This window comes from Kitasatospora sp. NPDC056446 (genome assembly GCF_042796115.1).
Taxonomy (GTDB): Bacteria; Actinomycetota; Actinomycetes; order Streptomycetales; family Streptomycetaceae; genus Kitasatospora.
In genome coordinates this window covers 1-25,245 of the sequence record NZ_JBHTRF010000021.1, presented here as the reverse complement: position 1 = coordinate 25,245, position 25,245 = coordinate 1, and the positions used below count along the sequence as shown (strand labels likewise).

Genomic DNA, 25,245 nt, shown 5'->3' with positions numbered 1-25,245 from the left:
GAGGCTAGGGGCGGAGGATGAGAGGCCGGTTAAAGACTGGCAGTTCGCTGGAAGAGCGCTGTGAGGAGGAACGGCATCCCGAAGGTCCCGTCCCCGGGCGTCCGGGCGGCCATCGGACGGACCTCCAGCGGCACGAACCCGTCGAACAGGGAACGGAGTTCGTCCGGCGACCAGGCCAGCCCGCCGGCCAGTCCGCCGAGCCGGTAGAGCTCCTCGTCGGGCTGCTCGGAGCCCATCGCCCCGGCCGCGAAGACGGTGACGGCGAAGTGCCCGCCGGGTGCGAGGACACGGTCGAGCAGGGCGAGGTAGCCGATCCGGCGGTGCGGCGGGAGGTGGTGCAGGCAGCCGGAGTCGTACACCAGGTCGTACCGGTCGTGCGGGAGCCGTGCCTCGAAGATGCTCGCCCGGTGGAAGCGCAGGGCCGCGCCGGAGCCGGCGCCGACGCCGGCCTCGCGGGCGCGCTCCTCGGCCCAGTCGACGGCGGTGGAGGAGAGGTCGACGGCGTCGACGTCGAAACCGTGCGAGGCCAGGTGGACGGCATTGCGGCCGGGACCGCAGCCGAGGTCCAGGGCGCGGCCGGGGGAGAGCAGGCCGCGGTCGAGGTAGGAGACCAGGTTCTCGTCCGGCTTGGGCACGAAGAACGGCCGGTCGGCGGACCGGTCCGCGTAGAACCGGTCCCACTGGTCCTCGGCGGGCGGGAAGAAGCGGTCGAGCAGGGCGAAGACGTCCTCGGTGGTGCGGATCGTACGGTTCATGACGCCGAGCCTAGGCGGCTCGACGGCAGGCCGCCGGGGGCCCGAAACCCTTTGTGCGACGGGTGGTTGGGGCTTCCATGGGCGGTGGGGCACGGTGGGCCGGGGCCGGCGCCGACGCCCGCCGGCACCCCCGCCCAGGGGCGGGAAGGGCCGTTTCCGCAGGCCGCGGAGAGGCGCGGGAACGGGGTCCGGATAACACTTCGGCCACCTTTGCGCGGTATGCGGCGCCCGGCACCCGGGGAAATGCGCTGCCGGAATCGAAGAGCCGGGAACCGAGGGTCACATTCGGCCGGGACAAGTCAATATTTACTTTCCCGGAATGGCTCTGCATAGTGGCGGCTCGAACCGAAAGAGGGGGCCTTTCCTTGTCGCGAATTTCGCAGCCGCCGCACGTGCCGCAGGCCGGCGACGGTGCCGCGAGCCAGGTGGAGTCGGAGCGGGCGCGGGTGTCCGCCATCTGCGAGCTGTTCGACGAGCGGCTCGCCGGGGCGCGGGAGCAGCTCGCGCGGGTGCTCGCGGAGCGGGCGGGCAGTGCGGGCGAGGTGTACGAGCGGGAGGTGGCGGCCGGCCGGCTGGCGGGCGAGGTACGCCGGTTGGAAGGGGCCGAGGGCGGGCTGGTGTTCGGCCGCATCGACCTGGCGGACGGGACGGCGCTGCGGATCGGGCGGCTGGGCCTGCAGCGGGACGAGGACGAGCTGCCGCTGCTGGTGGACTGGCGGGCGGAGGCGGCGCGGCCCTTCTACGAGGCGACGCCGGTCCATCCGATGGGGCTGCGGCGCCGCCGCCACCTGAGCCTGAGCGGCCGTACGGTGGTCGGGCTGAGCGACGAGCTGCTGGACGGCTCGGAGCCGGCCGACGGGGACGTCATCGGTGACGGCCCGTTGGCGGCGGCGCTCCAGGAGCGGCGGACCGGGCGGATGGGGACGGCGGTTGCGACTCTCCAGACCGAGCAGGACGCGATCGTCCGCTCGCCGCACCGGGGGGTGACGGTGGTGCAGGGCGGTCCGGGCACCGGAAAGACGGTGGTGGCGCTGCACCGCGCCGCGTACGTGCTGTACGCGTTCCCCAGGGCGGCCGAGCAGGGCGTGCTGGTGCTGGGGCCGAACGCGCGGTTCCTCGACTACATCTCCCAGGTGCTGCCCTCGCTCGGCGAGAACGACGTGGTCCTGGCCACCTGCGGGGAACTGGCCGGCGTCGCGCCGGGCGCCGTGGAGCGGCCCGGGGCGGCGCGGCTCAAGGGCGCCGCCGCTCTGGCCGACGCCCTGGCCGGGTCGGTCCGCTCGCGGCAGGCCCCGGTCGCGGAGTTCACCGTTCGGGTCGGGAAGGAGTGGGTCCGGCTGGCGGAGGCCGACGTCGCCGGGGCTCGGCAGGCGGCGCAGGCGGCCGGGCTCGCGCACAACCGTGCGCGCGGGCTCTTCCTGGAGCTCCTGGTCGACGCCCTGACCGGCGCGCTGGCCCGCAGCACCGTCGACGCGCTGGACCGGATCGACGCCGAGGTCGCGCAGCTCACCGGGATCGACCTCGACCGGATGGCGGCCCGGGACCTGCGCAGGCTCGGCATCGACGACGCGCCCGCCACCGGCGCCGACGAGTTCGACGCCGACGCCGTCCGGGCCGCGCTGCTGGACGACCCGCACGTGGACCGGGCCGTCGAGGAGCTCTGGCCGAGGCTGGTGCCCGGCGAGGTGGTCGCCGACCTGCTGGCCGACGCCGACGCGCTTCGCGGGCACCTGCCGCAACTCGCCGACGAGGAACTGGCGTCGCTGCTGCGCACGCCCGGCGCGCCGTGGACCGAGGCGGACGTGCCGCTGCTCGACGAGGCGGCGGACCTGGTCGACGGGCCGCCCGCGCAGGCCTACGGGCACGTCGTCGTCGACGAGGCGCAGGAGCTGACGGCGATGCAGTGGCGGATGGTCGTGCGCCGCTGCCCGGGCAGGTCGATGACGCTGGTCGGGGACTTCGCGCAGGCCGGCCCGGCGACGGCCGCACGGGACTGGCACGAGGCGCTCGCCCCGCACCTCGGCCGCCGCTTCGACCTGCGGACGCTCACCGTCAGCTACCGGACCACCCAGGAGATCCTGGCCGCCACACGGGAGCTGCTGAGCCGGATCGCCCCGGACCAGCCGCCGGTCCGCTCGATCCGCCGGGGCGACGAGCCCCGTACGGTCGCGGTGCCCCGGGACGGGTTGGCGGCCGGCGTCGTCCGGGAGCTGCGGGCCCAGGCCGCCGCGCACCCGGGCGAACTGCTCGGTGTGGTCTGCGCGGACGACCGGGTGGCGGAGCTGGCGGCGGCCGGGGTCGAGCGGTACGCCCGGCTGGTGCCCGCCTCGGAGGCGCGCGGCCTGGAGTTCGACGAGGCCGTGGTCGTCGACCCGGACGGGATCGCCGGCGCCCGCCCCGCCGGCGAACGCGACCTCTACGTCGCCCTCACCCGCGCCACCAAGCGCCTCTGCACGGTCACCGCGGGCTTGGCCGACGAAGGGTAGGGCCCGCCCTGGGCGCAGGAAGTCGGCCAGGCCGACTTCGAGCCGCTACCACTGCCGTAAGGCGGGCGGCCCCGCGAGGTGCGCGGGGCCGCCCGGTGGAGTTGCGTCAGAGGGTGGTCGGGAAGTCCTCGGAGCGGACGCCGGCGATGAAGGACTGCCAGGCCTCGGGGGTGAAGCCGAGAGCCGGGCCGTGGGGGTCCTTGCTGTCGCGGACCGGGATGATGCCGGTGATGCCGTCGGCTACTTCGACGCAGTTGTCATTCGGGTTGCTGGCGATTGCCTTCTTCCACTGCACGGGGAGCGTGGAGGCGACAGGGAAGTGTGTCACTTGAGCGTGTCTCTCTTCTGTGTGATGAGGTTGCGCGACTCGTCGAGGGACAAGGCGGTTGCCATGATTTCGTCGAACGCCGCTTGATAGATGTCGACTTGGTCCGGGTCCTCAACCCAGTTGCTGCTGAGCATTCCGCTGAGCAGAACCAAGTCGAGATCGCGTTGCCGAAACTCCAGGAGCGCGAACGGGCCGGTCATTCCCGGGTGTGGCGGAGCCATGGCCGGCATGATCTGGACCTTGATGTTGGGGAGCCGGCTGAATTGGAGCAGCTTGTCCAACTGGTCGGCCATCACGCCTGGGGCGGCACCCATGGTCAGGGCTGCCTCGTGAATCACAGCCCACAACTTGAGAGGATTCTCGGATCGGGTGAGGACGGACTGCCTGTTGATCCGGATCTCGACGCGCTCTTCGATGCTGGGCTTGTTTATCACCCCGCTCGCGATGATGGCGTGAGCATACTGTCGGGTCTGCAGCAGGCCGGGGATGTAGGCAGACTCATAGGACTTGTTGCCCACGGCCGTCTCTTCCAGGCGGATCAGATCCGTGTAGAGCGGGTTCAGTTGCTCGTAGCCCGCCATCCAGCCTGGGCGTCGCTTGTCCCGGAGGATCTCGACGAGAACCTCCTTGAGTTCCTCGTCGCACTCGTAGAAGTCGAGCAACGCGCGTACGACGTCGGGCTTCAGCTGGACGCGGGCGTTCTCGTACCTGCTGAGCTTCACCAGGTTGACGCCCTCGACCTGGGAGGCCACCTCTTCCGCTGACAGGTTCTTCAGCTCGCGGAGCCTCCTCAGCTCAGCGGCGATGCGTCGGTACCGCACGGCTGGCACTGCGACTGCCATCTGTGTAACCCCTTCAGAACGTTCAGGGACCAGTGTGCATGCGAGTGGTGACGGTTCGCTACCACCGACAGAAGCCTGAGAGGCACTCCTAGTCACCAAAGCTGAAAGTTTTCATATTTTGGCGACTTGCCTTGCGCCTAGTCTTCGACATGCTCCATGCTGTGAGTAACGAAGCGCTGCCTATGCGTGACATGCATGGCCAAAGGCTGTGGCGCACTCCCATGGGCGCTTCGTGTTGGACGTGTACGGGCCGCCGGGTCGGCGGCCTGGCCTTCTCCACTCGTGTGCCTGGAAGGTGACTTCGCCATGTCTTCCTGCTTCTCCACCATCTGGCTGCCGCGCAGCCGCCGTTCCCCCGGTGAGGCCCGTGGCCGCCTCTCCGCCCTCCTTTCCTCCGTCTCGGACGGGGAGCGCTTCCGGGACTCCGGCCTCCTCGTCGTCTCGGAGTTGGTCACCAATGCCATCCGGCACGGGACGCCGCCCGGCTACCTCATCTACCTCTCGCTCGACGTCACCCCGGCGCGCCTGCGGATCGAGGTGCACGACGTCCGGCGGGACGTTCCGCTCGTCCTTGCCGCGTCCGGTCTCGGCGACGAGGCCGGACGCGGGCTGCACCTCGTGAAGTCCGTCTCCACGCGCTGGGGTTGCTGCCCGCGTGAGCCGCTCGGCAAGATCGTCTGGTGTGAGGTGGCCGCGTGAGGGCCGATCACGACATCCTGGTGGAGATCCCGGGCGTCAGGCCGCCGACTGTCCACATGCTGGGCCCCGACGCCCTGGAGCGGATCTGGGCCTCGATCTGCCACCTGCCGATGCCGCGTTTCCAGCACTACACCCTGGAGCGCCGCTTCACCGGCCCCTGCGCCGGCCGCGACATCATCCGCGACCTCGCCGCCGAGCCCGTCCTCGTTCTCCCGGTCGGGGATCGCGAGGTCCGCATCCGCTGGGCGAACGCCTCCGAGGAGTCCGCGTGATCGACCGCCTCCGGGACCGGTGGTTCCTGCACTGTTCCCGCACCCGTCTCGCCCGGCTCCTCCGGGCCGAACGGCGGCGCCTCAAAGCCGAGTTGGCGCTCTGGCTGCCCGAGGCGTCGGCCGCCGTCCGTCGGCGGGTCCTTGCGGAGGCGGAGGACGGCCGGCCGCCGGTGGCGTAGCGGTGTGTCGGTGAACCCCTGCATGCTAGATTCGAACGCGTTCAAAAATTCTGGCGTGCAGGGGGATCCATGGTCGCGGTGCCGGTGAGTGCCCGGTGGCTTTCGGGGCTGGGGGTCGGGGCGTTCCTGCTGCCCGTGGTCGCCGTGGCGGACGGCTTCGGCACGGCCGGGGTGTTCCTGTATGCGGCCGGGCTGGTCTGCGCGGTGGCCTGTGCCGTGCCGACGTTCTTCCGCCGCCGGGACCACTTCCGGGTCGCCTGCGCGGCGGCCGGGATGGCCGTCGCGGCGGTGTCGGTGCCGTCGGGGCTCGTGGGTGTCATGTTCGCGCTGGCGGTCGACGGCTGGCTCTTCTACCTGGCCTTCCTGCTCCTGCCGGTCACCGCGGTCGCCGGGCTGGTCGCCGGGTTCCAGCGGGCCCGGGGCCGGGAGTGCGGCCGTCGGGCGGTCGTGGTCGCCTGGCTGTGCGCGGCGGTCACGGTGACCGGCTGGGGCTGGGTCACCTGGGTGGCGTCGACCGTGTAGCCGTCAGCCCGCGAAGCGCTCGCGCAGGGCGGTGAGGCCCGCGCTGAAGACGCCGTGGACCAAGTCGCCGGAGGCCTTGCGGTGCCCGGCTTCGACGTCGTATGTCGCGTTCCACTCCACGAAGGAGGCGTCCGCCTGGGTGACGGGGGTGACCCGCAGGGTGGCCCGGTAGTGGAGCAGCTCGAAGGTCCCGTCGGGGAAGCTGTAGGTGTAGCTGCGCGCCTCCCCGTTGTAGCCCAGCAGGGTCTCGTGCAGCACGGTGCCGCCGAACTCGAAGACCCGCACCGTGCCGATCGCGTTGCCGGTCAGCTCGTTGCCGGGCCTGCTCTCGGGCAGGTCCGGGTGCCAGTGGCCGAGACGGTGGAAGTCGCCGATCAGCTCCCACAGGCGCTCGGCCGGAGTGTCCACCACCGTGCTGACCTTCGTCTCCGCCATGGTCGTTGCTCCCTCTCCGGTGTTCCGCCAGGACCGGACCATCCTGGCGGTCGGAGCGGCTCGGGTGCCAGTGGTCGGCGCCGGACCGGTCGCGTATCAGTCGCGGATCAGTGCGGGATGAGCCGGCGCAGCAGGCGGACGTACGGGTTCCAGCGGGCGGGGCGGGGCACGGTGCCGCCGCCGGACCGGACCGCCCGGTCCAGGCCGTCCTCCAGCAGGGCGTCGTGCAGCCACCGGAAGGCCAGCGGCCAGCTGAGCCGGCCGATGCCGTGCAGCCGCATGGCGATGGTGTGGCGCAGCAGGGCGCCCTCGCCCGCCGGTTGGACGGTGAACTCGTGGAAGCCGTCGAAGCCGCGCGGGCCGTTGAAGCGGAACCGCACCCACTGGCCGGGCGCGTACCCGGCGACGGTGTAGCGGACCGGGCCGTGTCCGCCGGCGGCGCCGACCGCGAGCGGGCCGTCCAGGAGCATCGGGGGCCAGGCGGGTCCGGGCCAGATGGGGTCGTCGGGGCCCGCGAGGCCGTCGATGAGGGCGCCGGCCGCTGCCGCCGGTGCCGGGATGGTGCGTTCGTGGATGTTGAGCACGGCCATGCCGGGTCCTCTCCTGGTTTTGGAGGTTCCCCTCCAATTGAATTGGAGAGTACTCTCTACTTCATGCCGAGGCCACCCCGTCACGACGAAGCCACCCTCCTCGACGCCGCCGTCCGGCTCGCGGCGGCCGGCGGACCGGCTGCCGTCACCATGTCCGCCGTCGCCCGCGAGTCCGGCGCGCCCAACGGCTCCGTGTACCACCGCTTCCCCCAACGCACCGCCCTGCTCGCCGAGTTGTGGCTGCGAACGGTGGAGGAGTTCCAGGCCGCGTGCCTGCCCGCCTTCGACGCGCACCCCGAGCCGCACCTGGCCGCCGGCGCGGTGGCCCGGCAGGTCGTCGCATGGTGCCGGGCCCACCGGGAGCGGGCCGTCGTGCTGCTGTACGGCGCCGAGGCCTTCGGCAAGGCGGACTGGCCGCAGGAGTACGGGGAACGGGAACGGCTCGGCGGCCGGCGGCTGCGGGAGGTCATGGCCGGGCTGGCCGAGCGCGCGGGCGCGGCCACCCCCCTGGACGTCGACCGGCTCAGGCTCGCCGTCGCCGGCCTGCCGCTCGCCATCGTGCGCGGCCCCCTGCACGCCGGTGCGCCGCTGCCCGCGCACGCGGAGGAACTGGCCGAGCGGAGCGCGGCCGACCTGCTGCGCGCCGGCCGACCGTAGGATCGCCGGATGATCACCGTACCGTCCGGCAGTGTGACACTCTCCGACCGCCGGACCCAGCGCAGTTGGGCCGTCGACGTCGCACGGTACGAGCTGGCGTCCTGTCCGGTCACCCGCGAGGAGTACGAAGGCGTGACCGACGACCGCCGGCCCGCGCACAGCGTCTCCTGGCACGACGCCGTCCGCTACTGCAACGAGCTCTCCCGGCGCGAAGGCCGCACCCCCGCCTACGCGTCGGACGGCGAGGACGTCACCTGGGACCGCGCCGCCGACGGCTACCGGCTGCCCACCGAAGCCGAGTGGGAGCACGCCTGCCGCGCCGGCACCGACGGCCCGCGCTACGGCCCGCTGGACGAGATCGCCTGGCACCGCGCCAACTCGGGCGAGCGCATGCACGCGGTGGGCGAACTGCGGCCGAACGCCTACGGGCTGTACGACCTCCTGGGCAATGTGTGGGAGTGGTGCTGGGACCTCTACGACGCCGAGGTGTACGGGAGTTACCGCGTCCTGCGCGGCGGCGGCTGGTTCGACGAGCACTGGAGCTGCCGCGCCTCCGTCCGCCGGCGCAGCCATCCGACGCTGCGGATCGACGACGTGGGGTTCCGGCTCGCCCGGTCGGTCACCGGGTGACGGCGGGCGCGCGCCCGGCGGTATCCGAAAGGTTCGGCCTACGCGACGCCGAACCACTCCTCGGCGAGGGCATCCTGGGCGCTCGCGGCCGGGAACAGCTTGAGGACGTGCTCGCGGCCCACCGCGTAGGCAGGGCGGCGCGGCGGCGGCAAGGGGGTTCTCACCGGCCGGCGGGGCGGCTGCCGCAGGCGTCGGCGGCCGGGGAGACCGGTTCGGGCCCGTCGGCCGGGTCGCGGGTGAGCAGGTAGCGGGCGCCGGGGCCGGCCTCGGCGGCGCGGTCGCCGGCGTTGTAGAGGGCGCAGCGGGTCAGGGAGAGGCAGCCGCAGCCGATGCAGCCGGACAGCTTGCGCTTCAGCCGTTCGAGTTCGGCGATCTGCTCGTCGATCCGGGTCTGCCAGGACCCGGCGACCCGGTCCCACTCGGTGCCGCTGGGGGCGGGGCGCTCGGGGAGGCGGTCGAGGGCGACCCGGGCCTCGTCCAGGGAGAGGCCGACCCGCTGGGCGGCGCGGATGAACGCGATCCGGCGCAGCGTGCCGCGGGTGTAGCGGCGCTGGCCGCCGGTGGTGCGGGTGGCGGCGATCAGGCCGAGGCTCTCGTAGTACCGCAGGGCGGAGGGGGCGAGGCCGCTGCGCTCGGCGAGCCGGCCGATGGTGAGCAGGTCGGCGTGGTGCGGGCCGGAGGTGCCGCGGCCGTCGGAATGGGCGGTCATGGGAGCCCACTGTAACCGCTTGACCTCAAGCTGGCTTTAAGTTGCACCATCGTGGTCATGACGACGAACGCAACCGCGGAAACCGTGACCGGCACCCGTCCCGGGACCCGGTCGGAGCCTGCCGCCGGCGCCCGGTTCGAGGACCTGCCGGCCCTGATGGGCCTGATGACCGGCGACGAGAAGCACGGCCCCGCCGCCACCTCCACCCTGGACGCCCTCTGGGTGCTGTACGACCGGGTGCTGCGGGTCACCCCCGGCAGCGCCGAGGCCGAGGACCGTGACCGCTTCCTGCTGTCCAAGGGCCACGGCCCGATGGCGTACTACGCGGTGCTCGCGGCCAAGGGCTTCATCGACCCCGAGGTGCTGCCGAGCTTCGGCGGCTACGACTCGCCGCTCGGGCACCACCCGGACCGCCTGCTGATCCCCGGCGTGGAGATCGCCTCCGGCTCGCTCGGGCACGGCCTGCCGCTGGCCGTCGGCACGGCGCTGGGGCTGCGGGCGCAGGGCCTGACCGACCCGGCGGTGTGGGTGCTGGTCGGCGACGCCGAGTTCGACGAGGGCTCCAACGCCGAGGCGGTGGCCTTCGCCGGGGCGTACGGGCTGGACCGGCTGCACGCGGTGGTGATCGACAACTCCTCGGCCACGCACGGCTGGCGGGGCGGGATCGCGGCCCGGTTCGAGGCCGAGGGCTGGTCGACCGCGACGGTCGACGGCCGCGACCACGAGGCGCTGTACCGCGCCTTCACCGCCGAGCACCCGGGCCGCCCGCACGTGGTGGTCGCCCGGGTCGAGCCCAAGGACTCCTGAGCCCTGCCGCCCGACCGCCCGACCGCCTCAAGTCGCCTCAAGCCGCACCAAGACGCACCAAGCCGCAGACCCCCGAAGGGAACCCCACCGATGGACACCATGCGCGACCGCTTCGTCGACGTCACCACCCGCCTGCTGGACGAGGACCCCCGGCTGGCCGTGGTGCTCGCCGACATCACCGCGGCCGCCTTCGCCCCGGCGCAGGAGCGCCACCCCGACCGGGTGGTCAACGTCGGGATCCGCGAACAGCTGCTGATCGGTGCGGCCGGCGGACTGGCGCTCAGCGGGATGCGCCCGATCGCCCACACCTTCGCCAGCTTCCTGATCGAACGGCCCTTCGAGCAGGTCAAGTTGGACCTGGTCCACCAGGGCGTCGGGGCCGTCCTGGTGAGCGCGGCCGGCTCGTACGACTGGCCGGCCGGCGGCCGCACCCACATGTCGCCGGGCGACGTGGCGCTGCTGGACACCCTGCCGGACTGGACGGTCCACGTCCCCGGCCACCCGGACGAGGCCGAGCAGTTGCTGCGCCACGCCTACGCGGACGGCGACCGCAACGTGTACGTCCGGCTCTCGGGGCACCAGAACGAGGCCGCCGTGGCCGTGGAGCCGGGCCGCTTCACCACCGTCCGCAAGGGCTCGCGCGGCGCCGTCCTGGCCGTCGGGCCGATGCTGGACGCGGTGCTCGCCGCCACCGAGGGCCTGGACGTCACCGTGCTGTACGCGGCGACGGTGCGCCCCTTCGACGCCGCCGGGCTGCGCGCGGCGGTCGGCGACCGCGCGGACGTGGTGCTGGTCGAGCCGTACCTGGCGGGCACCTCGGCGAACGAGGCGCACGCGGCGCTGGCCGACCGCCCGCACCGGGTGCTGGGGCTGGGCGTGCCGCGCGAGGAGCACCGGCACTACGGCTCGATCCCGGAGCACCTGGCGGCCTACGGCCTGGACGCGGCCTCGCTGAAGCAGCGGATCGGCACCTTCCTCTGGTGAGCCCCGCTGCCCCCGCCCTGCCCCGCCCGGCCTACACCGCGACCGCGACCACCGCGACCGCGTCCGGCGCCACCCGCACCACCGCGCCGTCCAGCACGGCCGGCCCGAAGGCGGCGACCACCTCGCGCCCGGCGGCCCCCAGCGGGAGCGCGGCCTCCTCCGGTCCGAGGTTGACGGCGATCCGGTACGGGCCGCGGTGCACCACCAGCCAGCCCGCCGCCTCGTCGGTCACCGTCCGCACCGCGCCGAGGTCGGGGTCGGCGAGCTCCGGGCGTTCGCGCCGCAGCCTGATCAACGTCCGGTACCAGTCGAGCAGTTCGGCGTGCGGGGTGCGCCGGGGCTCGGTCCAGTCGAGGACCGAGCGCAGCAGGGTGGCGGGCTCCTGCGGGTCGGGGACGGCCTCGGCGGCCCAGCCGTGCGCGGCGAACTCCCGCCGCCGGCCCTGCCGGACGGCGTCCGCGAGGTGCGGGTCGGTGTGGTCGGTGAAGTACTGCCAGGGGGTCGCGGCGCCCCATTCCTCGCCCATGAACAGCATCGGGGTGAACGGCGAGGTGAGCACCAGCGCGGCGCCGCAGGCGAGCCGGCCGGTGGGCAGGGTGGTGGAGAGGCGGTCCCCGAGCGCCCGGTTGCCGATCTGGTCGTGGGTCTGGAGGTAGCCGAGCAGCCGGTGGCCCTCGCCGGTCGGGAACGGCCGTCCGTGGGTGCGGCCGCGGAAGGAGGACCAGGTGCCGTCGTGGAAGAAGCCCCGGGTGAGGGTGCGGGCGACGGCGGTGAGCGGCTCGCGCGCGAAGTCCCGGTAGTAGCCCTGGGATTCGCCGGTGAGCGCGCAGTGCAGGGCGTGGTGGAAGTCGTCGCTCCACTGGGCGGTGAGGCCCTGGCCGCCGGCCTCGCGCGGCGCGGTGGTGCGCGGGGTGTTGAGGTCGGATTCGGCGACCAGGAACAGCGGGCGGTTCGTGGTGACCGCCAACTTCTGTACCTCGCCCGAGAGTTCCTCCAGGAAGTGGATCGCGCGGTCGTCCGCGAGGGCGTGCACGGCGTCCAGCCGCAGGCCGTCGATCCGGTAGTCGCGCAGCCAGGCCAGGGCGCTGCCGATCAGGTAGGCGCGCACCTCGTCCGAGCCGGGCGCGTCCAGGTTCACCGCGGCCCCCCACGGGGTGTGGTGCCGGTCGGTGAAGTACGGGCCGTACGCGGGAAGGTAGTTGCCGGACGGGCCGAGGTGGTTGTGGACGACGTCCAGCACCACGCCGAGGCCCTTGCGGTGGGCGGCGTCGACGAAGCGCTTCAGCCCGTCGGGCCCGCCGTAGGGCTCGTGGACGGCCCAGAGCGAGACCCCGTCGTAGCCCCAGCCGTGCCGGCCGGGGAACGGGCAGACCGGCATCAGCTCGACGAAGTCGACGCCCAACCCGACCAGGTGGTCCAGGCGTTCGGCGGCGGCGTCGAAGGTGCCGCGGGTGGTGAAGGTGCCGACGTGCAGCTCGTACAGCACCGCCCCGGGCAGCGGGCGCCCGCGCCGGACGGGCTGCGACCAGTGGAACGCGGCGTGGTCCACCGGGCGGCTCGGACCGTCCGGGCCGAACGGCTGCCGGGCCGAGCGGGGGTCGGGCAGCGGCGGCCCGCCGTCGAGGCGGAACGCGTAGTCGCCCGCCGGGGCCTCGCCGGACCACCAGCCGTCCCGGTCGGCGCAGCGGGCCAACTCGTGCGGGGCGCCGTCGACTTCGACGCTGACGCCGGATCCGGCGTTCGGCGCCCAGACCTCGTAGACCGCCATCAGCCCCTCCTCGTCAGCAGCGCCACCGGGTGGGTCGCCAGCAGGTCGGCCACCGGCACCGCGCCCGCCGGGAAGCCCCGCAGGGTCAGCTCGTCGGTCCACGGCCCGCCGGGCGGCAGCTCCAGCACGGTGCCCTGCCAGCCGCCCGCCCGGTCCAGCCCGTACGGCAGCCGGGTGACGGCGGTGACCACGTCGTCCCCCCGGGCGAAGGCGAGCAGGTGGTCGCCCGCGGGGCCCGCCGCGGTCAGCGGGCGGTAGCCGCCGAGCGGGCGGGAGCGGCGCAGGTGCAGCGCGGTCGTGGTGAGGTGCAGCTTCTCGCGGGCGAGGTCGCCGGGGCGCGCGGTGGCCGAGTCGGTGAGCCGTACGGCGAGCGCGCCGAAGTCCACCACGCCCCGGTTGTCCGGGTCGACCAGGGTGTACAGCGGCTCCTCGCTGCCCTGGTAGAGGTCCGGCACGCCCGGCACGGTGAGGTGCAGCAGCGCGGCGGCGAGGGTGTTGGAGCGCGCGTACGGGGCGAGGGCGTGCACCGCGCCCTCGATCCGGGGGAGCAGCCCGGGGTTGCCGTGGACGGCGCGGGCCCGGTCCTCCAGGGCCCGTTCGTAGCGGGGGTCGGCGGCCGTCCAGGAGGTGTGCAGTTTGGCCTCGCGGGCGGCCTTGAGCAGCGCGGCGGCCAGCCGGTCCGGGTCGATCGGCCAGGCGGCGACCAGGGTGTGCCAGAGCAGCCAGTCGGTGTCGGGGTCGAGGCCGGGCGCCCGGGGCCCGGCCGCGGTGGACCAGGCGGCGGCCTCGGCGGCCCACGTGCCGGGCTGCTCGGCGAGCACGGCGAGCCGGGCGCGGGCGTCGGCGCTGCGCTTGGTGTCGTGGGTGGAGAGCACGGTCATGCCGTGCGGCCAGGCGCGTTCCTGCCGCTGGCACCAGGCGTGGAAGTCCGCCGGGGGCAGCCCGGGCCGGGCGGGCTCGCCGCCGACCTCGTTGAGGCCGGGCAGCGCGTTCCAGCGGTAGAAGGCGGTGTCCTCGACGCCCTTGGCGGCCACCGCGGCGGCGGTCTGGGCGAAGCGCACGCAGAACTCGTCCCGGTCGGCGCCGCGCCCCAGCCCGCCGAGCGCGAGGGCGGCCAGCAGCCGGTCGGTCGGGTCGGCGGAGCCGGCCAGGACGGCTCGCAGGTGGCTGTCGTCGGCGGGCTCCCCGGGCCGCGCGTACGGCCGGTACGCCGGGTAGCCGGTGAGCAGCCGTCCGAGCGACGCGCGCAGCTGCCAGGGCGCGTGGTCGGCGTGGGCGGGCTCGGCGGCGCCGATCCGCAGCGCGATCCGCACCAGCCGTTCGACCTCGGCGGCGAGCTCGCCGTCCGGACCGGTCATGTCGGCCCGTCCGCGCCGGGCGGCGGCGACCGCCGGGTGCGGGTCCTCGCACGGGTCCCGGACGGTGCCGCCGCGCAGGAACGACTCGTACGCCCCGGCCAGCCGGCAGGCGCCCGCGTGGTCGGTGAGGACGCCGTCGATGCGGCGCAGCGCGTCGTAGCCGGTGGTGCCGGCGACCGGCCAGTCCGCGGGGAGCCGCTCCTCGCCGGTGAGGATCTTCTCGACCACGACGTACGCGCCGCCGGTGGCCCCCGCTGCTCCGCCGGTCCCCGGCGCCCCGCCGGTGGCCGCGGCGAGGCGGCGCAGGTAGCCGCGCGGGTCGGCGAGCCCGTCCGGGTGGTCGATCCGGAAGCCGTCCAGGACGCCGTCGGCGTGCAACCGCAGCAGGACGGCGTGGGTGGCGGCGAACACCTCCGGGTCCTCGACCCGCAGGGCGATCAGCTCGTTGACGGTGAAGAAGCGCCGGTAGTTGAGCTCGGTGCGGGCCAGCCGCCACCAGGCGAGCCGGTACCACTGGCGGCCGAGCAGTTCGGGCAGCGGCAGCTCCCGGGTGCCGGGGCGCAGCGGCAGCTCGTGCCGGTGGTAGCGCAGCACCTCGCCGTCCACGGTCAGCTGGTCGAGGACGGCGCCGAGCCGGTCGCCGAGCACCGGCAGCAGTACCCGGCCGCGTCCGGGGGCGTCGGCGGGGCCGGGCTGGGCGGTCCAGTCGATGTCGAACCAGCGGGCGTACGGCGAGTCGGGCCCGTCGCGCAGCACCTGCCAGAGCGGGCGGTTGAGCCGTTCGGGGGTGGGCACGGCCATGTGGTTGGGCACCACGTCGGCGATCAGCCGCAGTCCGTGCCGGTGCGCGGCGGCGGCCAGGGCGCGCAGGGCCGTCTCGCCGCCGAGTTGCTCGCTGATCCGGGTGTGGTCGACGGTGTCGTAGCCGTGGGTGGAGCCGGGGACGGCCTCCAGCAGCGGGGACAGGTGCAGGTGGGAGACGCCGAGGGCGGCCAGGTAGGGGACGGCGGCGGTGGCGTCGCGGAGGGTGAAGCCGGGCTGGAGCTGGAGGCGGTAGCTCGCGGTGGGCGTGCCGGGCGGGGTGGCGGCCGGGCGGGGCTGCGCGGGCTCGGCGGCGGAGGTCATAGCTCCATAGGTACCCGGGGCGGCCCGCCGCCAAGACCCGCTGCTGATCCGAACAGGTGACCGCGCCGCTTCCCCGGGCGGGTCGTCCGGCCCACCCTGGGACCCGGTCGTTCCACCCGTCCGCCCGGTCCCGTCCGCGCCGCGCCCCCGCTAGGCCGGCCGCTGGAGCACCAGCAGCGAGCGGTCGGTGAGCCACAGCGTGTCCCCGGCCTTGACCCGGGCCCCCGTCCCCGGGGCGGGCAGCCGGGGCTGCGCGGTGTCGACCACGACCTGCCACTCCCGGCCGTGGTCGGCGGGCACGGTGAACTCCAGCGGTTCGAAGTGCGCGTTGAACATCAGCAGGAAGGAGTCGTCGATGATCCGCCCGCCGCGCCGGTCCGGCTCGGAGATCGCGTACCCGTTGAGGAAGACGGTCAGCGACTTGGCGTGGCTGGCGCCCCAGTTGCGCTTGGTCATCTCCTCCCCGGCCGGGGTGAACCAGGCGATGTCGGTGAGGTCGTCGAACCCGCCGGAGGCGGACACCGGCCGTCCGTGGAAGAACCGGCGCCGCCGGAACACCGGGTGGTCGCGGCGCAGCCAGATCATCCCCTGGGTGAACTCCAGCAGCCGCGCCTGCGGCCCGTCGTCGTCCGGCCAGTGCACCCAGGTGAGTTCGTTGTCCTGGCAGTAGGCGTTGTTGTTGCCCAGCTGGGTGCGGCCGAGCTCGTCGCCGTGGGAGAGCATCGGCACGCCCTGGGAGAGCATCAGGGTGGCGATGAAGTTGCGCTGCTGGCGGGCTCGCAGCTCCTCGACGGCAGGGTCGTCGGCGGGGCCCTCGACGCCGCAGTTCCAGGAGCGGTTGAAGGACTCGCCGTCGCGGTTGTCCTCGCCGTTGGCCTGGTTGCGCTTCTCGTTGTACGAGACGAGGTCGCGCAGGGTGAAGCCGTCGTGGCAGGTCACGAAGTTGATGGAGGCGATCGGGCGGCGGCCGTCGTCCTGGTAGAGGTCGGAGGAGCCGGTGAGCCGGGAGCCGAACTCGGCGAGGGTGGCGTTCTCGCCGCGCCACAGGTCGCGCACGGTGTCGCGGTACATCCCGTTCCACTCCGTCCACAGCGGCGGGAAGTTGCCGACCTGGTAGCCGCCCTCGCCGAGGTCCCAGGGCTCGGCGATCAGCTTGGCCTGGGAGACCACCGGGTCCTGCTGGACGAGGTCGAAGAAGGAGGAGAGCCGGTCGACCTCGTGGAACTGCCGGGCGAGTGTGGCGGCGAGGTCGAAGCGGAAGCCGTCCACGTGCATCTCGGTGACCCAGTAGCGCAGCGAGTCCATGATCAGCTGGAGCACGTGCGGGCTGCGCATCAGCAGGCTGTTGCCGGTGCCGGTGGTGTCCTCGTAGAAGCGCTGGTCGCGGGCGAGGCGGTAGTAGGAGACGTTGTCCAGGCCGCGCAGCGAGAGGGTCGGGCCTAGGTGGTTGCCCTCGGCGGTGTGGTTGTAGACGACGTCCAGGATCACCTCGATGCCGGCCGCGTGCAGCGCCTTCACCATCGACTTGAACTCCTGCACCTGCTGGCCGCGGTCGCCGGTGGAGGAGTAGGAGGAGTGCGGGGCGAAGAAGCCGACGGTGTTGTAGCCCCAGTAGTTGGCCAGGCCGAGGTCGCGCAGCCGGTGGTCGCGGACGAACTGGTGCACCGGCATCAGTTCGATCGCGGTGACGCCGAGCTTGGCGAGGTGCTCGATCGTCGCCGGGTGGGCCAGGCCCGCGTAGGTGCCGCGGATCTCCTCGGGGATGCCGGGGTGCAGCCGGGTGAGGCCCTTGACGTGGGCCTCGTAGATCACGGTGCGGTGGTAGTCGGTGCGCGGCGGCCGGTCGGTTCCCCAGTCGAAGTACGGGTTGATCACCACCGAGTGCATGGTGTGCGGGGCGGAGTCGAGGTCGTTGCGGCGCTCGGGGGCACCGAAGTGGTAGCCGTAGACGGACTCGTCCCAGTCGATGTGGCCGCTCATCGCCTTGGCGTACGGGTCCAGGAGCAGTTTGGCGCTGTTGTGCCGCTGGCCCAGGCCGGGGTTGTACGGTCCGTGCACGCGGAAGCCGTAGCGTTGGCCGGGCTGGATGCCGGGGAGGTAGGCGTGCCGGACGAAGGCGTCCGTCTCGCGCAGTTCGACGGCGGTCTCGGAGCCGTCCCCGTCGATCAGGCACAGCTCGATGCGGTCGGCACTCTCGGAGAACACGGCGAAGTTGGTGCCGGCCCCGTCGTAGGTGGCGCCGAGCGGGTAGGGCGTACCGGGCCAGACCTGCATGGCTCCTCAACTTCCTTGCTGCTGACGGAAACTGACATGTAGTCCGACAATACGTCCGACGGTCCGACCGGACCCGGACGCTCTCCTGCCCGGCCGGGTGACCGGGCATGTGCGCTGCTCGCGTGCCGTGACGCACGGCACAGCCCGCATGATTCCCGAGCCCTTCCCCGGTGGCCGGGAGAACCGGCCCGGGTTGGGCCGAACGAGTGTCCGGCGGGCATTCGTGTGAAGAGTGGTGCCGCTGGTGTGGTGCCGGTGGTGCCAGTGGTGCGGGCGGGGCGGCCCCCGGGGCGGGGCCGGCCCTCGGGCATCCGGCTGCGGGCGCCTCTCGGCGGGCAGTACCCTTGATCGTCCGGCCGCCCCGGCCGACCCGGCGGGCCCCGACGGTCTGTCAACGGCCCCCGCGCCCGCGGTGGTCAGCCGCAGCAACCAGATGAGGTGGCGCATGGTGTTCCCCGCCGGCGGCCGTGGCTCCGGGCCGGACGGCCCCGAACGGGGCGCGGCCCGCAGCGAGGCACCCACGGTGGTCATGCGCCCCACCCTGACCGGCCGCTCGCTGGTGCCCGCCCAGGGCGGCCCGGTCGAGATACCCGCCCTGGCCTGGTCCGCCGGGGAGTGGGAGGACGCCTACCAGCGGGTCCGGTTGTCCGGCCGCGCCTACGTCTGGCTCAACCTCGTCGAGCAGCGGCTGCGCTCCCTGGTGGACGAGGTGCTGCACCCCATCTACGCCCCCGCCCACGGCGAGGACTGGGTCACCGCCGCCGCCGGACCGGCCGGCGAGGAGTGGGCCCACCGGGCCGGTGCCGTGCGCGAGGTCAGCCGCCGCAAGGGCTACCTGCTCGACCCCGCCGACGACGACCCGCTGGTCTTCCTCACCCTGCCCCAGCTGCGCGAACTGATGGTCCAGCACTGGCCCTGCTTCGAGCCCTACCTGGCCGACCGGCGCGAGATCGAACTCGCCCTGGACGAACTGGAAGTGGCCCGGCACGTGGTCTCCCGCAACCGGGTGCTCACCCAGACCGTCCTCGCCCAGACCGAGCGGGCCGCCGCCCGGTTGCTGGCCGTCCTGGACGGTGGCGCGGGCGGGGTGCCCGCCGACGTCGTGGAGTCCCTGGTGGCCGGCCGGTACGCGGACGTGGTCGCGGTGCACGCCGACCGCGTCCGGCTCCAGCGCGACCTGCCGGTCGAGGACCTGCTGGACGGCGCCCGGCGGCTGGACGCGCTCGGCATCGGCCTCGGCATGCTCTGCCAGAACTACACCGGCAAGCGCCTGGTCCGGCTGGCCGGCGAGGGCTGCCGGGTCCGGCTGCTCTTCCTCAACCCGGCGAGCAGCGCGGTGCGCCGCCGCGAACGCGAACTCGGCCTCGGACGCAACGAGTTGTCGCGCTCCATCGAGATGAACATCATGCACGTGCGCCGGGTCCGGGCCCGGCTGCGGGACCAGGGCGGCTTCGAGATCCGGGTCTTCGACGAGACCCCGCGCTTCACCGCCTACCTGGTCGAGGGCCCCCGCACCGCCGGCCAGGCGGGCGGGCGCCGCCAGGGCCGCGACCTCGGCGTCATCCAGCCCTACCTGCGCCGCGCCCGCGGCATGGAGTCCCCGGCGCTGGTGCTGCGCGGTGGCGCCGGCCAGCAGCCCGGCGGCACCGAGCCCGGGCTGCTGGAGGTCTACCGCGAGGAGTTCGAGGGCATCTGGGGGGACTCCCGGCCGGTGTCCTGACGCCCGGGCCGGACAGTGCCCCGGTGTTCTCCCGGACGGCGCCCCGGTGTCCGTACCGTGGGAAACGCGCTGGTCGGCCGGGCGGGGCCGGTGCCAGACTGCGGGCCGTGAACAGCCTTCCCGTCTGGACCCTGGAACCTGCGGCCCCCGCCGACCTCGAACGCATCACCGACCTCAAGGAGCAGGTGATGCGCGCCGACCTGGAACGCCTCGGCCGCTGGGACCCGGACCGGTCCCGCCGCCGCGTGCGGGACTCCTTCTCCACCAGGTACACCTCCGTGCTGCTGGTCGACGGCGCCTTCGCGGGCTCCGTCACCGTCCGCCCCGACGAACAGGGCGGCCGCCACCTGGAACTGTTCTACCTGGCCCCGCGCCTCCAGGGCCGGGGCATCGGCACCGCCGTGCTGCGCCGGCTCCTCGCCGGGGCCGACGCCGCCGGGGAGCCGGTGCGCCTCGTCGTCCTGCGGGGCAGCGCCGCCCAGCGGCTGTACGAACGGCACGGCTTCACCGTCGTCCACGAGGACCCGGTCGACGTCCACCTGTACCGCCCGGCACCCGGACCGGTACCGGCCGCCGCATCCGCGCCCGCCCCGGCACCCGCGTCCGCGTCCGGACCCGCACCCGCGTCCGGACCCGCCCCGGCGTAGGCCGGACGGCTGGTGACCGGCCGGTAGTCATCCGACACGCCCCCCGGGACCGGCGCGCTCGCGGCGCCCCGGCCCGGCGGCCCGTTAGCGTCCGATTCCATGATCGACAGCCCGCACCCCACCGGCCCCGGACACCCCAGGGCCACCCGCCGAGGCCTGCTGCGCACCGCCCTCGGCGCCGGTGCCGTCCTCGGCGCCGCCGGCCCCCTCGCCCTCGGACCGGACCGCCCGGCCGCCGCGGCCGGCCGCACCGGGACCAGGGGGATCGCGTTCCACGGCGTCCACCAGGCCGGCATCACCAACCCACCCCCCGGCTACGGCACCTTCCTCGCCCTCGACGTCAAGGCCCGCGACCGCGCCGCCCTCCAGAGCCTCCTGCACACCCTCACCGACCGGATCCGCTTCCTCACCGCCGGCGGCACCCCGCCCGACCCCGGCCCCGACGCGGCCCCCACCGACAGCGGCACCCTCGGGCCCGTCCTGCCCGCCGACGACCTCACCGTCACCGTCGCCGTCGGTGCCTCCCTGTTCGACCGCCGCTACGGCCTCGCCGCCCTGCGCCCGCACCGGCTCACCGCGATGCCCGCCTTCCCGGTGGACGCCCTGCGCCCCGCCGAATGTCACGGCGACCTCTCGCTCCAGGTCTGCGCCGAGAACCGCGACACCGTCCAGCACACCATCCGCGACCTGCTGCGGAGCAGCAAGGGACTGATCCGCCCGCGCTGGCAACTCGACGGCTTCCAGAACCGCTCGCGCCCCACCGGCGCCGCCCGCAACCTGCTCGGCTTCAAGGACGGCATCGAGAACCCCGACACCGGCTCGGCCCGGGAGATGGACGCCCTGGTCTGGGTCGGCGAGGGCGGCGGCGAACCGCGCTGGGCGGCCGGCGGCAGCTACCAGGTCATCCGCGCCGTCCGCACCCTCCTGGCGGGCTGGGACGAGGTCCCGCTGCGGCAGCAGGAACGGCTGATCGGCCGCCGCAAGAGCGACGGCGCCCCGCTCGGCGCCGCCAACGAGACCGACACCCCCGACTACTCCCACGACCCCGACGGCGCCGTCGTCCCCCTCGACTCCCACATCCGCCTCGCCAACCCCCGCACCGACGCCGCCCGCGACAGCCGCGTCCTGCGCCGCGCCTTCAATTTCGACCGCGGCCTCGACCAGGACGGCGAGCCCGACCTCGGCCTCGCCTTCTGCTGCTACCAGCAGGACGTGCGGCGCCAGTTCGAAGCCGTCCAGGGCCGCCTCAACACCGAACCCCTCGCCCGCCACCTCCGCCCCACCGGCGGCGGCTACTTCTACGTCCTGCCCGGCGTCCGGGACCAGGACGACTGGCTCGGCCGCACCCTGCTGGCCGGCACCTGACCAGCCTCCCGTCCACCGTCCGCCCGGCCCCCTGATGGCCCCCCGTTCGGGGCCTGACCGGCCCCCCGGCCACCGTCCGCCCGACCCCCGGGCCGGGGCGGCCGGCCGGGTTGTCGGTGGGGCGGGTGATGATAGGGGCTGTTCGGAGAGGCTGGACGGAAGGACACACCTGATGAGCTGGTGGCAGCAGCCACTGGTCGGCTTCGACCTGGAGACCACGGGCACCGACCCGGCCGTGGACCGCATCGTCACGGCCGCGCTCGTGGACACGGTCGGGGCCGCCCGCGTGGGCGCCGCGCACTGGCTGCTCGACCCCGGGGTGCCGATACCCGCCGAGGCGGAGGCGATCCACGGGATCGGGGACGGCGTGGCGCGCGGCAAGGGGCGGCCGGCGAAGGAGGCGGTGGAGGAGATAGCCGCCGCGCTCTGCGAGCGGATCGTCGCCGGGCGGCCGGTGGTGGCGTTCAACGCGCCGTTCGACCTGTCGCTGCTCGACGCCGAGCTGCGCCGGTACGGGCTGCCCGTGCTCGCGGAGCGCCTGGGCGGGCCGGTCGGTCCGGTGCTGGACGCGCTGGTGATCGACCGGGCCGTGGACAAGTACCGCAAGGGCTCCCGCACCCTGCAGCGGGTCTGCGAGGTCTACGGGGTGGAGCTGACGGACGCGCACGAGGCGGGCAGCGACGCGCTGGCGGCCGTGCGGGTCGCCGTCGCCCTGGCCGGGCGCTACCCGGCCGAGGTCGGCGAGGTCTCCCCGGCCGACCTGCACGGGCGGCAGATCGGCTGGTACCGGGACTGGGCGGAGGGCCTCCAGTCCTGGCTGCGCCGGGGCAAGGACCCGCAGGCGGTGGTCGACCCGCGCTGGCCCGCCCGCTGAGGTCCGCCCGCCCCGGGCGGGCCTACTGGATGTTCAGACCCACGGGGTGCGAGAGGTCCGTCGGGCAGACGAAGACGCGCAGTTCGCCGAACCGTCCGACGGACAGGCCGGGGTCGCCGCCGCTGTCGACGGTGAGCAGGTGGACCATCCGGGCGCCGCAGCCGCAGTCGACCGGGACGAGGTCGGTGGAGTGCCAGGACGGCCAGCCACCGGCCTTCCAGCCCTCCGCGCAGGACAGCGCGCGGTGGTACTCCAGGCCGTGCCGCCGCGCGAACTCCTCCGCCGCGTCGTGGACGGCCTCGGGCAGTTCGTCCTGGTCGGGCAGGTCCGCGAGCCGTTCGGGGCGCAGCGCGCACGGCGTCGGCAGGTACCGGTCCTCGCTGCGCCGGGGTGCCGGGGGAGCGGCGGGGGCGAGGTCGGCGGCGCGCTGCCAGTGGAGTCCGACGTTCGGGCCGTGGTAGTAGCGCTCGCCCTGGAGGCCGTCGTGGTCGTTGGGGCACCAGAGGACCTGGAGCCGGTCGGCGCCCTCCGGCCAGGGCAGGTGCGGGGCGTCTTCGGCGCGCAGGTGGGCGAGCGGCACCATGGCCGTCGCGGCGGCGGGCCGCTCGGGGACGGTCCGGTGAGTGCGCCAGCCGACCAGGTCGATCCAGTCGCCGCCGTCCATGATCCGCTCCTGCTCGGCGGCCTCCGCCCAGGTGACGACGTGCGCCCGGCCGCCGGCCCGGGCCCGCTCGCGTACGGCCCGGTCGATGCCCTCCCAGATCGCGCGGTCGGCCGCGGAGACGTCCCGGTACTCGTCGCAGAGGTGCTCGGCGGTGCACTGCGGCCAGGGTTCGCCGGCCGGCCACAGCGCGGGCCCGCCGATCCGGCTCGCCCGCGGGTCGGGGGTCGCGGCGTACGGGTGGAGCAGCGTGGCGGGCCGCAGGTACGAGGCCAGTGCGGGGACGGCGGCGACGAGGTCGGCGGTGCTGGGGCGGCTCATGCGGCCCCACCCTACGGCCGGTCGGGGTCGGCCAGCAGGGCGGCCTTGGCGCGCTCGAACTCGGCGGCGTCCAGGGCGCCTTCGCGGTGCAGCGCGGCCAGGCGGGTCAGTTCGGCGGTCAGCGGCGGGCGGGTGCCCTGCGGGGGCGCGGCGTCGGGCAGCAGGTCGCCGAGGTCGGCGGTGGCCGGGTCCTGCGGGTCGTAGCGGACGGCGACGCGGCCGCCGGTGCGGGGGGCGTCGTAGACGGGGTAGTCGCGGGTGAACCGACGGGTGTGGCCGGTGCCGTCGGCCGTCGGGTAGCGGACGGTCAGCCGGAGCCGGAGGGTGTGCTCCTCGGCGGAGCCGAGCGATTCGATCGCGGTGACGGTGCCGGTGGTGCGGACGCCGTGGGCGTCGAGGCGGCGCGCGGCGGCCACGGCCGCCAGGTACGCCGCCCGTTCCCGAGCGCGGTACGGCCGGGCCATGATGGCGCTCGGCACGGCCAGTGCGGCGAGCACCGCGGCCGCGGCGAGCGCCCACACGTGGGTGCGGCCCTCGGTGCGGGCGGCGCCGAGCAGGCCGACGGCGAAGGAGACGCACAGGACCGGGGCGAGGGGCAGCAGCCGGGGCGAGCCGGCCGTCGCCCGGCCGGTGGCGGCGGCCGTGGCGGTCGGGCCGACACCGCCGGCGAAGAGCCCGCCGAGGAGGTAGAGCGCGGTGACCGGGCCGCCGTGACAGGGCGGGACCTCGCAGTCGTCGGGCCCGCCGATCAGGACGACGGCCGTGGACAGCAGCCATCCGCCGCCCGCGCAGAGCAGCGCCCCGAGGAGGGCGGCGAGCACCCAGCCGGGGCTCATCTGCCGTGCGTGGAGGGGGAGTCGGCCGTCTTCGGGCCCGTTCGCCGTCATGGCCGGATGCTAGTGGTGGCGCTCCGCCGGGGGCACCGTCCGCCCGCTGTCCACCGGGTGAACGACGGGCGAACAGACGGGCCGGAGCCCCCTGGGCCGCTAGGCAGCCGGGAAGTCGAAGGTGTACCCCTGGGCGACCAGCCAGGGCAGCAGCTGCTTGAGCGCGGCCACGGTCTGGCTGCGGTCGCCCCCGCCGTCGTGCATGAGGATGACGCCGCCCGGCTTGAGCTGCTTCTGCACGGTGGAGACGATGGCCGGCACGCCGGGGCGGGACCAGTCGCGCGGGTCGACGGACCAGCCGAGCGAGGACATGCCCAGGCTCGCGGTGATCTGCTCGTTGTCGGCGTTGAAGCCGCCGCCGGGGGCGCGGAACCAGTCGACCCGGGTGCCGGGGCCGCTGGCCTGGACGATCATGTCCCGGGCCGCGGTGATCTCGTACGCGGCCCTGTCGTGCGGGAGCTTCGCGAACGGCTGCGGGTGGTGGACGCTGTGGTCGCAGAGCCGGTGCCCGGCGGCCAGGACGCGCTTGACCAGGGCCGGGTTGGCGGCGGCGTTCTGGCCGATCTCGCAGAAGGTGGCCTTGGCGTGGTACTGGGCGAGCAGGTCGAGGATCTGGCCGGTCGCGGGGCCGGGGCCGTCGTCGAAGGTGAGCGCGACCGTCCGGCCGCCGGAGGCGGTGGAGCCGATCACCGTGCCGGCCCCGGGGTGCTCGGGCGGAGCGGCGGGGGTGGCCGGCGCGGTCGGCGTGGTGGGCACCGTGGGCGAGGTCGGGGAGGAGGTGTCCGGCACCTTGGGCGTGCGCGGCTTCACCGGCGCCGAGGGGGCGGTCGGAGAGGAGGAAGGCACGGCCGGGGTGGTCGGAACGGCCGGGGCGGAGGCGGCCGGGGCGGGCGGTATGCCGTCGGAGCCGGGCGTCGGCGCGATGGTGGTCGCGGCCGTCCCGTTCGGCTGTGCGGTGGTCGGCTGTGCGGCGTTCGGCGACTGGGCCGTGGTGGCCGGCGGCTGGAGCGCCCCACTGGCGGTCCCGCAGGCGGTCAGCCCCAGGACGGCGGCCGCCGCGACGCAGCCCGCGACCAGTCGCCGCCGGGAGCGGGACGGGCGGGTCGGCCGGGTCGGGAGGGACGGGCGGGTCGGTGCGGAGGGGTGGCGGGCGGTCCGGTCCATGGCGGCGCCTCCTGAGGTGCGACTACGGTGCCGATCCCTCGGGTCAGGATGACTGTTCGTGAGGGCGTGTCTGACGATTCCCGCCGGGCGTGCGACGCCGGGGCACGCACCTCGCCGCGTTGTCGTCGGTCGCCGATGCTCCGCATGGACTCCCTCCTCCGCCTTGCGATGCACGCACCCCAACGC

Annotated in this window: 25 protein-coding genes; 13 read left to right on the top strand and 12 right to left on the bottom strand. The window is 74.5% G+C overall.

All coding sequences use genetic code 11. The annotated features are described in order from the left end of the window. Positions 1 to 29 precede the first annotated feature (29 nt). Positions 30 to 755: a class I SAM-dependent methyltransferase gene (locus tag ACFQ6N_RS15590; protein ID WP_380649473.1), complete on the bottom strand. Its 726-nt coding sequence runs from the start codon at positions 753 to 755 to the stop codon at positions 30 to 32. Positions 756 to 1,201: 446 nt separating this feature from the next. Between ACFQ6N_RS15590 and ACFQ6N_RS15585 the strand changes: the two genes are divergently transcribed. Then, positions 1,202 to 3,241: a HelD family protein gene (locus ACFQ6N_RS15585; protein ID WP_380649579.1), complete on the top strand. Its 2,040-nt coding sequence runs from the start codon at positions 1,202 to 1,204 to the stop codon at positions 3,239 to 3,241. A 106-nt stretch (positions 3,242 to 3,347) separates the two neighbouring features. On the opposite strand, the gene ACFQ6N_RS15580 is transcribed toward ACFQ6N_RS15585, so the two are convergent. Together ACFQ6N_RS15580 and ACFQ6N_RS15575 are read right to left on the bottom strand one after the other, a co-directional pair. Next, complete coding sequence (locus ACFQ6N_RS15580; RefSeq protein WP_380649472.1) at positions 3,348 to 3,569, bottom strand: DUF397 domain-containing protein; 222 nt, start codon at positions 3,567 to 3,569, stop codon at positions 3,348 to 3,350. After that, entirely contained in the window at positions 3,566 to 4,411 is an 846-nt protein-coding gene (locus ACFQ6N_RS15575; protein ID WP_380649471.1) for a helix-turn-helix domain-containing protein, read from the bottom strand. Before ACFQ6N_RS15575 ends, ACFQ6N_RS15580 begins: the two co-directional genes overlap by 4 nt. Before the next feature lie 306 nt (positions 4,412 to 4,717). Here ACFQ6N_RS15575 and ACFQ6N_RS15570 point away from each other — a divergent pair, with 306 nt between their 5' ends. From ACFQ6N_RS15570 to ACFQ6N_RS15555, 4 genes are all read left to right on the top strand, one after another. Beyond that, the gene (locus tag ACFQ6N_RS15570; RefSeq protein WP_380649469.1) at positions 4,718 to 5,110 is read left to right on the top strand and encodes an ATP-binding protein; all 393 of its coding nucleotides are present in this window, start codon (positions 4,718 to 4,720) and stop codon (positions 5,108 to 5,110) included. Then, positions 5,107 to 5,382: a hypothetical protein gene (locus tag ACFQ6N_RS15565; protein ID WP_380649468.1), complete on the top strand. Its 276-nt coding sequence runs from the start codon at positions 5,107 to 5,109 to the stop codon at positions 5,380 to 5,382. Before ACFQ6N_RS15570 ends, ACFQ6N_RS15565 begins: the two co-directional genes overlap by 4 nt. Next, entirely contained in the window at positions 5,379 to 5,561 is a 183-nt protein-coding gene (locus tag ACFQ6N_RS15560) for a hypothetical protein (RefSeq protein WP_380649467.1), read from the top strand. The genes ACFQ6N_RS15565 and ACFQ6N_RS15560 overlap by 4 nt, the downstream gene beginning before the upstream one ends. Before the next feature lie 69 nt (positions 5,562 to 5,630). Further along, on the top strand, positions 5,631 to 6,083 hold the full coding sequence (locus ACFQ6N_RS15555; RefSeq protein WP_380649466.1) for a hypothetical protein: 453 nt from the start codon (positions 5,631 to 5,633) through the stop codon (positions 6,081 to 6,083). Positions 6,084 to 6,086: 3 nt separating this feature from the next. On the opposite strand, the gene ACFQ6N_RS15550 is transcribed toward ACFQ6N_RS15555, so the two are convergent. Further along, on the bottom strand, positions 6,087 to 6,518 hold the full coding sequence (locus ACFQ6N_RS15550) for an SRPBCC family protein (RefSeq protein WP_380649465.1): 432 nt from the start codon (positions 6,516 to 6,518) through the stop codon (positions 6,087 to 6,089). 107 nt (positions 6,519 to 6,625) lie between these two features. Then, complete coding sequence (locus ACFQ6N_RS15545; RefSeq protein WP_380649463.1) at positions 6,626 to 7,108, bottom strand: SRPBCC family protein; 483 nt, start codon at positions 7,106 to 7,108, stop codon at positions 6,626 to 6,628. Between the two features lie 63 nt (positions 7,109 to 7,171). Between ACFQ6N_RS15545 and ACFQ6N_RS15540 the strand changes: the two genes are divergently transcribed. Beyond that, on the top strand, positions 7,172 to 7,765 hold the full coding sequence (locus tag ACFQ6N_RS15540; RefSeq protein WP_380649462.1) for a TetR family transcriptional regulator: 594 nt from the start codon (positions 7,172 to 7,174) through the stop codon (positions 7,763 to 7,765). A gap of 9 nt (positions 7,766 to 7,774) precedes the next feature. Beyond that, complete coding sequence (locus tag ACFQ6N_RS15535) at positions 7,775 to 8,395, top strand: formylglycine-generating enzyme family protein (RefSeq protein WP_380649461.1); 621 nt, start codon at positions 7,775 to 7,777, stop codon at positions 8,393 to 8,395. A gap of 160 nt (positions 8,396 to 8,555) precedes the next feature. Here ACFQ6N_RS15535 and soxR read toward each other — a convergent pair whose 3' ends face one another. Next, positions 8,556 to 9,104, bottom strand: coding sequence for a redox-sensitive transcriptional activator SoxR (gene soxR / locus ACFQ6N_RS15530; protein ID WP_380649460.1), 549 nt, complete (start codon positions 9,102 to 9,104; stop codon positions 8,556 to 8,558). 57 nt (positions 9,105 to 9,161) lie between these two features. Here soxR and ACFQ6N_RS15525 point away from each other — a divergent pair, with 57 nt between their 5' ends. Both ACFQ6N_RS15525 and ACFQ6N_RS15520 read left to right on the top strand, forming a co-directional pair. Next, the gene (locus ACFQ6N_RS15525; RefSeq protein ID WP_380649459.1) at positions 9,162 to 9,911 is read left to right on the top strand and encodes a transketolase; all 750 of its coding nucleotides are present in this window, start codon (positions 9,162 to 9,164) and stop codon (positions 9,909 to 9,911) included. A 90-nt stretch (positions 9,912 to 10,001) separates the two neighbouring features. Then, a complete protein-coding gene (locus tag ACFQ6N_RS15520) occupies positions 10,002 to 10,895 on the top strand; it encodes a transketolase family protein (RefSeq protein ID WP_380649458.1) in 894 nt (297 codons plus the stop codon). Between the two features lie 31 nt (positions 10,896 to 10,926). Here ACFQ6N_RS15520 and treZ read toward each other — a convergent pair whose 3' ends face one another. The 3 genes from treZ to glgX all read right to left on the bottom strand — a co-directional run bounded on the left by treZ (position 10,927) and on the right by glgX (position 17,420). Beyond that, positions 10,927 to 12,663 carry a malto-oligosyltrehalose trehalohydrolase gene (treZ, locus tag ACFQ6N_RS15515; RefSeq protein WP_380649457.1) on the bottom strand — a complete coding sequence of 579 codons (1,737 nt, stop codon included), beginning with the start codon at positions 12,661 to 12,663 and terminating at the stop codon, positions 10,927 to 10,929. After that, entirely contained in the window at positions 12,663 to 15,146 is a 2,484-nt protein-coding gene (treY, locus tag ACFQ6N_RS15510) for a malto-oligosyltrehalose synthase (RefSeq protein WP_380649456.1), read from the bottom strand. Before treY ends, treZ begins: the two co-directional genes overlap by 1 nt. Positions 15,147 to 15,296: 150 nt before the next feature. Further along, positions 15,297 to 17,420 (bottom strand): glycogen debranching protein GlgX, encoded by a 2,124-nt coding sequence (gene glgX / locus ACFQ6N_RS15505; protein ID WP_380649455.1) that lies wholly within the window; start codon positions 17,418 to 17,420, stop codon positions 15,297 to 15,299. A gap of 529 nt (positions 17,421 to 17,949) precedes the next feature. On the opposite strand from glgX, the gene ACFQ6N_RS15500 reads away from it, so the two are divergent. The 4 genes from ACFQ6N_RS15500 to ACFQ6N_RS15485 all read left to right on the top strand — a co-directional run bounded on the left by ACFQ6N_RS15500 (position 17,950) and on the right by ACFQ6N_RS15485 (position 22,026). Further along, entirely contained in the window at positions 17,950 to 19,140 is a 1,191-nt protein-coding gene (locus ACFQ6N_RS15500) for an SAV2148 family HEPN domain-containing protein (RefSeq protein ID WP_380649578.1), read from the top strand. 107 nt (positions 19,141 to 19,247) lie between these two features. Then, on the top strand, positions 19,248 to 19,787 hold the full coding sequence (locus ACFQ6N_RS15495) for a GNAT family N-acetyltransferase (RefSeq protein ID WP_380649454.1): 540 nt from the start codon (positions 19,248 to 19,250) through the stop codon (positions 19,785 to 19,787). A gap of 99 nt (positions 19,788 to 19,886) precedes the next feature. Further along, a complete protein-coding gene (locus tag ACFQ6N_RS15490) occupies positions 19,887 to 21,152 on the top strand; it encodes a Dyp-type peroxidase (RefSeq protein ID WP_380649453.1) in 1,266 nt (421 codons plus the stop codon). 172 nt (positions 21,153 to 21,324) lie between these two features. After that, positions 21,325 to 22,026: an exonuclease domain-containing protein gene (locus tag ACFQ6N_RS15485; RefSeq protein WP_380649452.1), complete on the top strand. Its 702-nt coding sequence runs from the start codon at positions 21,325 to 21,327 to the stop codon at positions 22,024 to 22,026. Between the two features lie 22 nt (positions 22,027 to 22,048). On the opposite strand, the gene ACFQ6N_RS15480 is transcribed toward ACFQ6N_RS15485, so the two are convergent. The 3 genes from ACFQ6N_RS15480 to ACFQ6N_RS15470 all read right to left on the bottom strand — a co-directional run bounded on the left by ACFQ6N_RS15480 (position 22,049) and on the right by ACFQ6N_RS15470 (position 25,059). After that, positions 22,049 to 23,008 (bottom strand): hypothetical protein, encoded by a 960-nt coding sequence (locus ACFQ6N_RS15480; RefSeq protein WP_380649451.1) that lies wholly within the window; start codon positions 23,006 to 23,008, stop codon positions 22,049 to 22,051. 11 nt (positions 23,009 to 23,019) lie between these two features. Further along, complete coding sequence (locus ACFQ6N_RS15475; RefSeq protein ID WP_380649450.1) at positions 23,020 to 23,895, bottom strand: DUF3592 domain-containing protein; 876 nt, start codon at positions 23,893 to 23,895, stop codon at positions 23,020 to 23,022. A gap of 99 nt (positions 23,896 to 23,994) precedes the next feature. Next, positions 23,995 to 25,059: a polysaccharide deacetylase family protein gene (locus ACFQ6N_RS15470; protein ID WP_380649449.1), complete on the bottom strand. Its 1,065-nt coding sequence runs from the start codon at positions 25,057 to 25,059 to the stop codon at positions 23,995 to 23,997. Positions 25,060 to 25,245 lie beyond the last annotated feature (186 nt).

Bases quoted from the DNA above. Each gene is read 5' to 3' on its own strand.
- ACFQ6N_RS15570 (WP_380649469.1), top strand. From the start codon at position 4,718: ATGTCTTCCTGCTTCTCCACCATCTGGCTGCCGCGCAGCCGCCGTTCC.
- ACFQ6N_RS15575 (WP_380649471.1), bottom strand. From the start codon at position 4,411: ATGGCAGTCGCAGTGCCAGCCGTGCGGTACCGACGCATCGCCGCTGAG.
- ACFQ6N_RS15475 (WP_380649450.1), bottom strand. From the start codon at position 23,895: ATGACGGCGAACGGGCCCGAAGACGGCCGACTCCCCCTCCACGCACGG.
- ACFQ6N_RS15485 (WP_380649452.1), top strand. From the start codon at position 21,325: ATGAGCTGGTGGCAGCAGCCACTGGTCGGCTTCGACCTGGAGACCACG.
- ACFQ6N_RS15550 (WP_380649465.1), bottom strand. From the start codon at position 6,518: ATGGCGGAGACGAAGGTCAGCACGGTGGTGGACACTCCGGCCGAGCGC.
- ACFQ6N_RS15490 (WP_380649453.1), top strand. From the start codon at position 19,887: ATGATCGACAGCCCGCACCCCACCGGCCCCGGACACCCCAGGGCCACC.
- ACFQ6N_RS15470 (WP_380649449.1), bottom strand. From the start codon at position 25,059: ATGGACCGGACCGCCCGCCACCCCTCCGCACCGACCCGCCCGTCCCTC.
- soxR (WP_380649460.1), bottom strand. From the start codon at position 9,104: ATGACCGCCCATTCCGACGGCCGCGGCACCTCCGGCCCGCACCACGCC.
- ACFQ6N_RS15540 (WP_380649462.1), top strand. From the start codon at position 7,172: ATGCCGAGGCCACCCCGTCACGACGAAGCCACCCTCCTCGACGCCGCC.
- treZ (WP_380649457.1), bottom strand. From the start codon at position 12,663: ATGGCGGTCTACGAGGTCTGGGCGCCGAACGCCGGATCCGGCGTCAGC.
- ACFQ6N_RS15535 (WP_380649461.1), top strand. From the start codon at position 7,775: ATGATCACCGTACCGTCCGGCAGTGTGACACTCTCCGACCGCCGGACC.
- ACFQ6N_RS15525 (WP_380649459.1), top strand. From the start codon at position 9,162: ATGACGACGAACGCAACCGCGGAAACCGTGACCGGCACCCGTCCCGGG.
- ACFQ6N_RS15500 (WP_380649578.1), top strand. From the start codon at position 17,950: ATGCGCCCCACCCTGACCGGCCGCTCGCTGGTGCCCGCCCAGGGCGGC.
- glgX (WP_380649455.1), bottom strand. From the start codon at position 17,420: ATGCAGGTCTGGCCCGGTACGCCCTACCCGCTCGGCGCCACCTACGAC.
- ACFQ6N_RS15520 (WP_380649458.1), top strand. From the start codon at position 10,002: ATGGACACCATGCGCGACCGCTTCGTCGACGTCACCACCCGCCTGCTG.
- ACFQ6N_RS15590 (WP_380649473.1), bottom strand. From the start codon at position 755: ATGAACCGTACGATCCGCACCACCGAGGACGTCTTCGCCCTGCTCGAC.
- treY (WP_380649456.1), bottom strand. From the start codon at position 15,146: ATGACCTCCGCCGCCGAGCCCGCGCAGCCCCGCCCGGCCGCCACCCCG.
- ACFQ6N_RS15480 (WP_380649451.1), bottom strand. From the start codon at position 23,008: ATGAGCCGCCCCAGCACCGCCGACCTCGTCGCCGCCGTCCCCGCACTG.
- ACFQ6N_RS15555 (WP_380649466.1), top strand. From the start codon at position 5,631: ATGGTCGCGGTGCCGGTGAGTGCCCGGTGGCTTTCGGGGCTGGGGGTC.
- ACFQ6N_RS15545 (WP_380649463.1), bottom strand. From the start codon at position 7,108: ATGGCCGTGCTCAACATCCACGAACGCACCATCCCGGCACCGGCGGCA.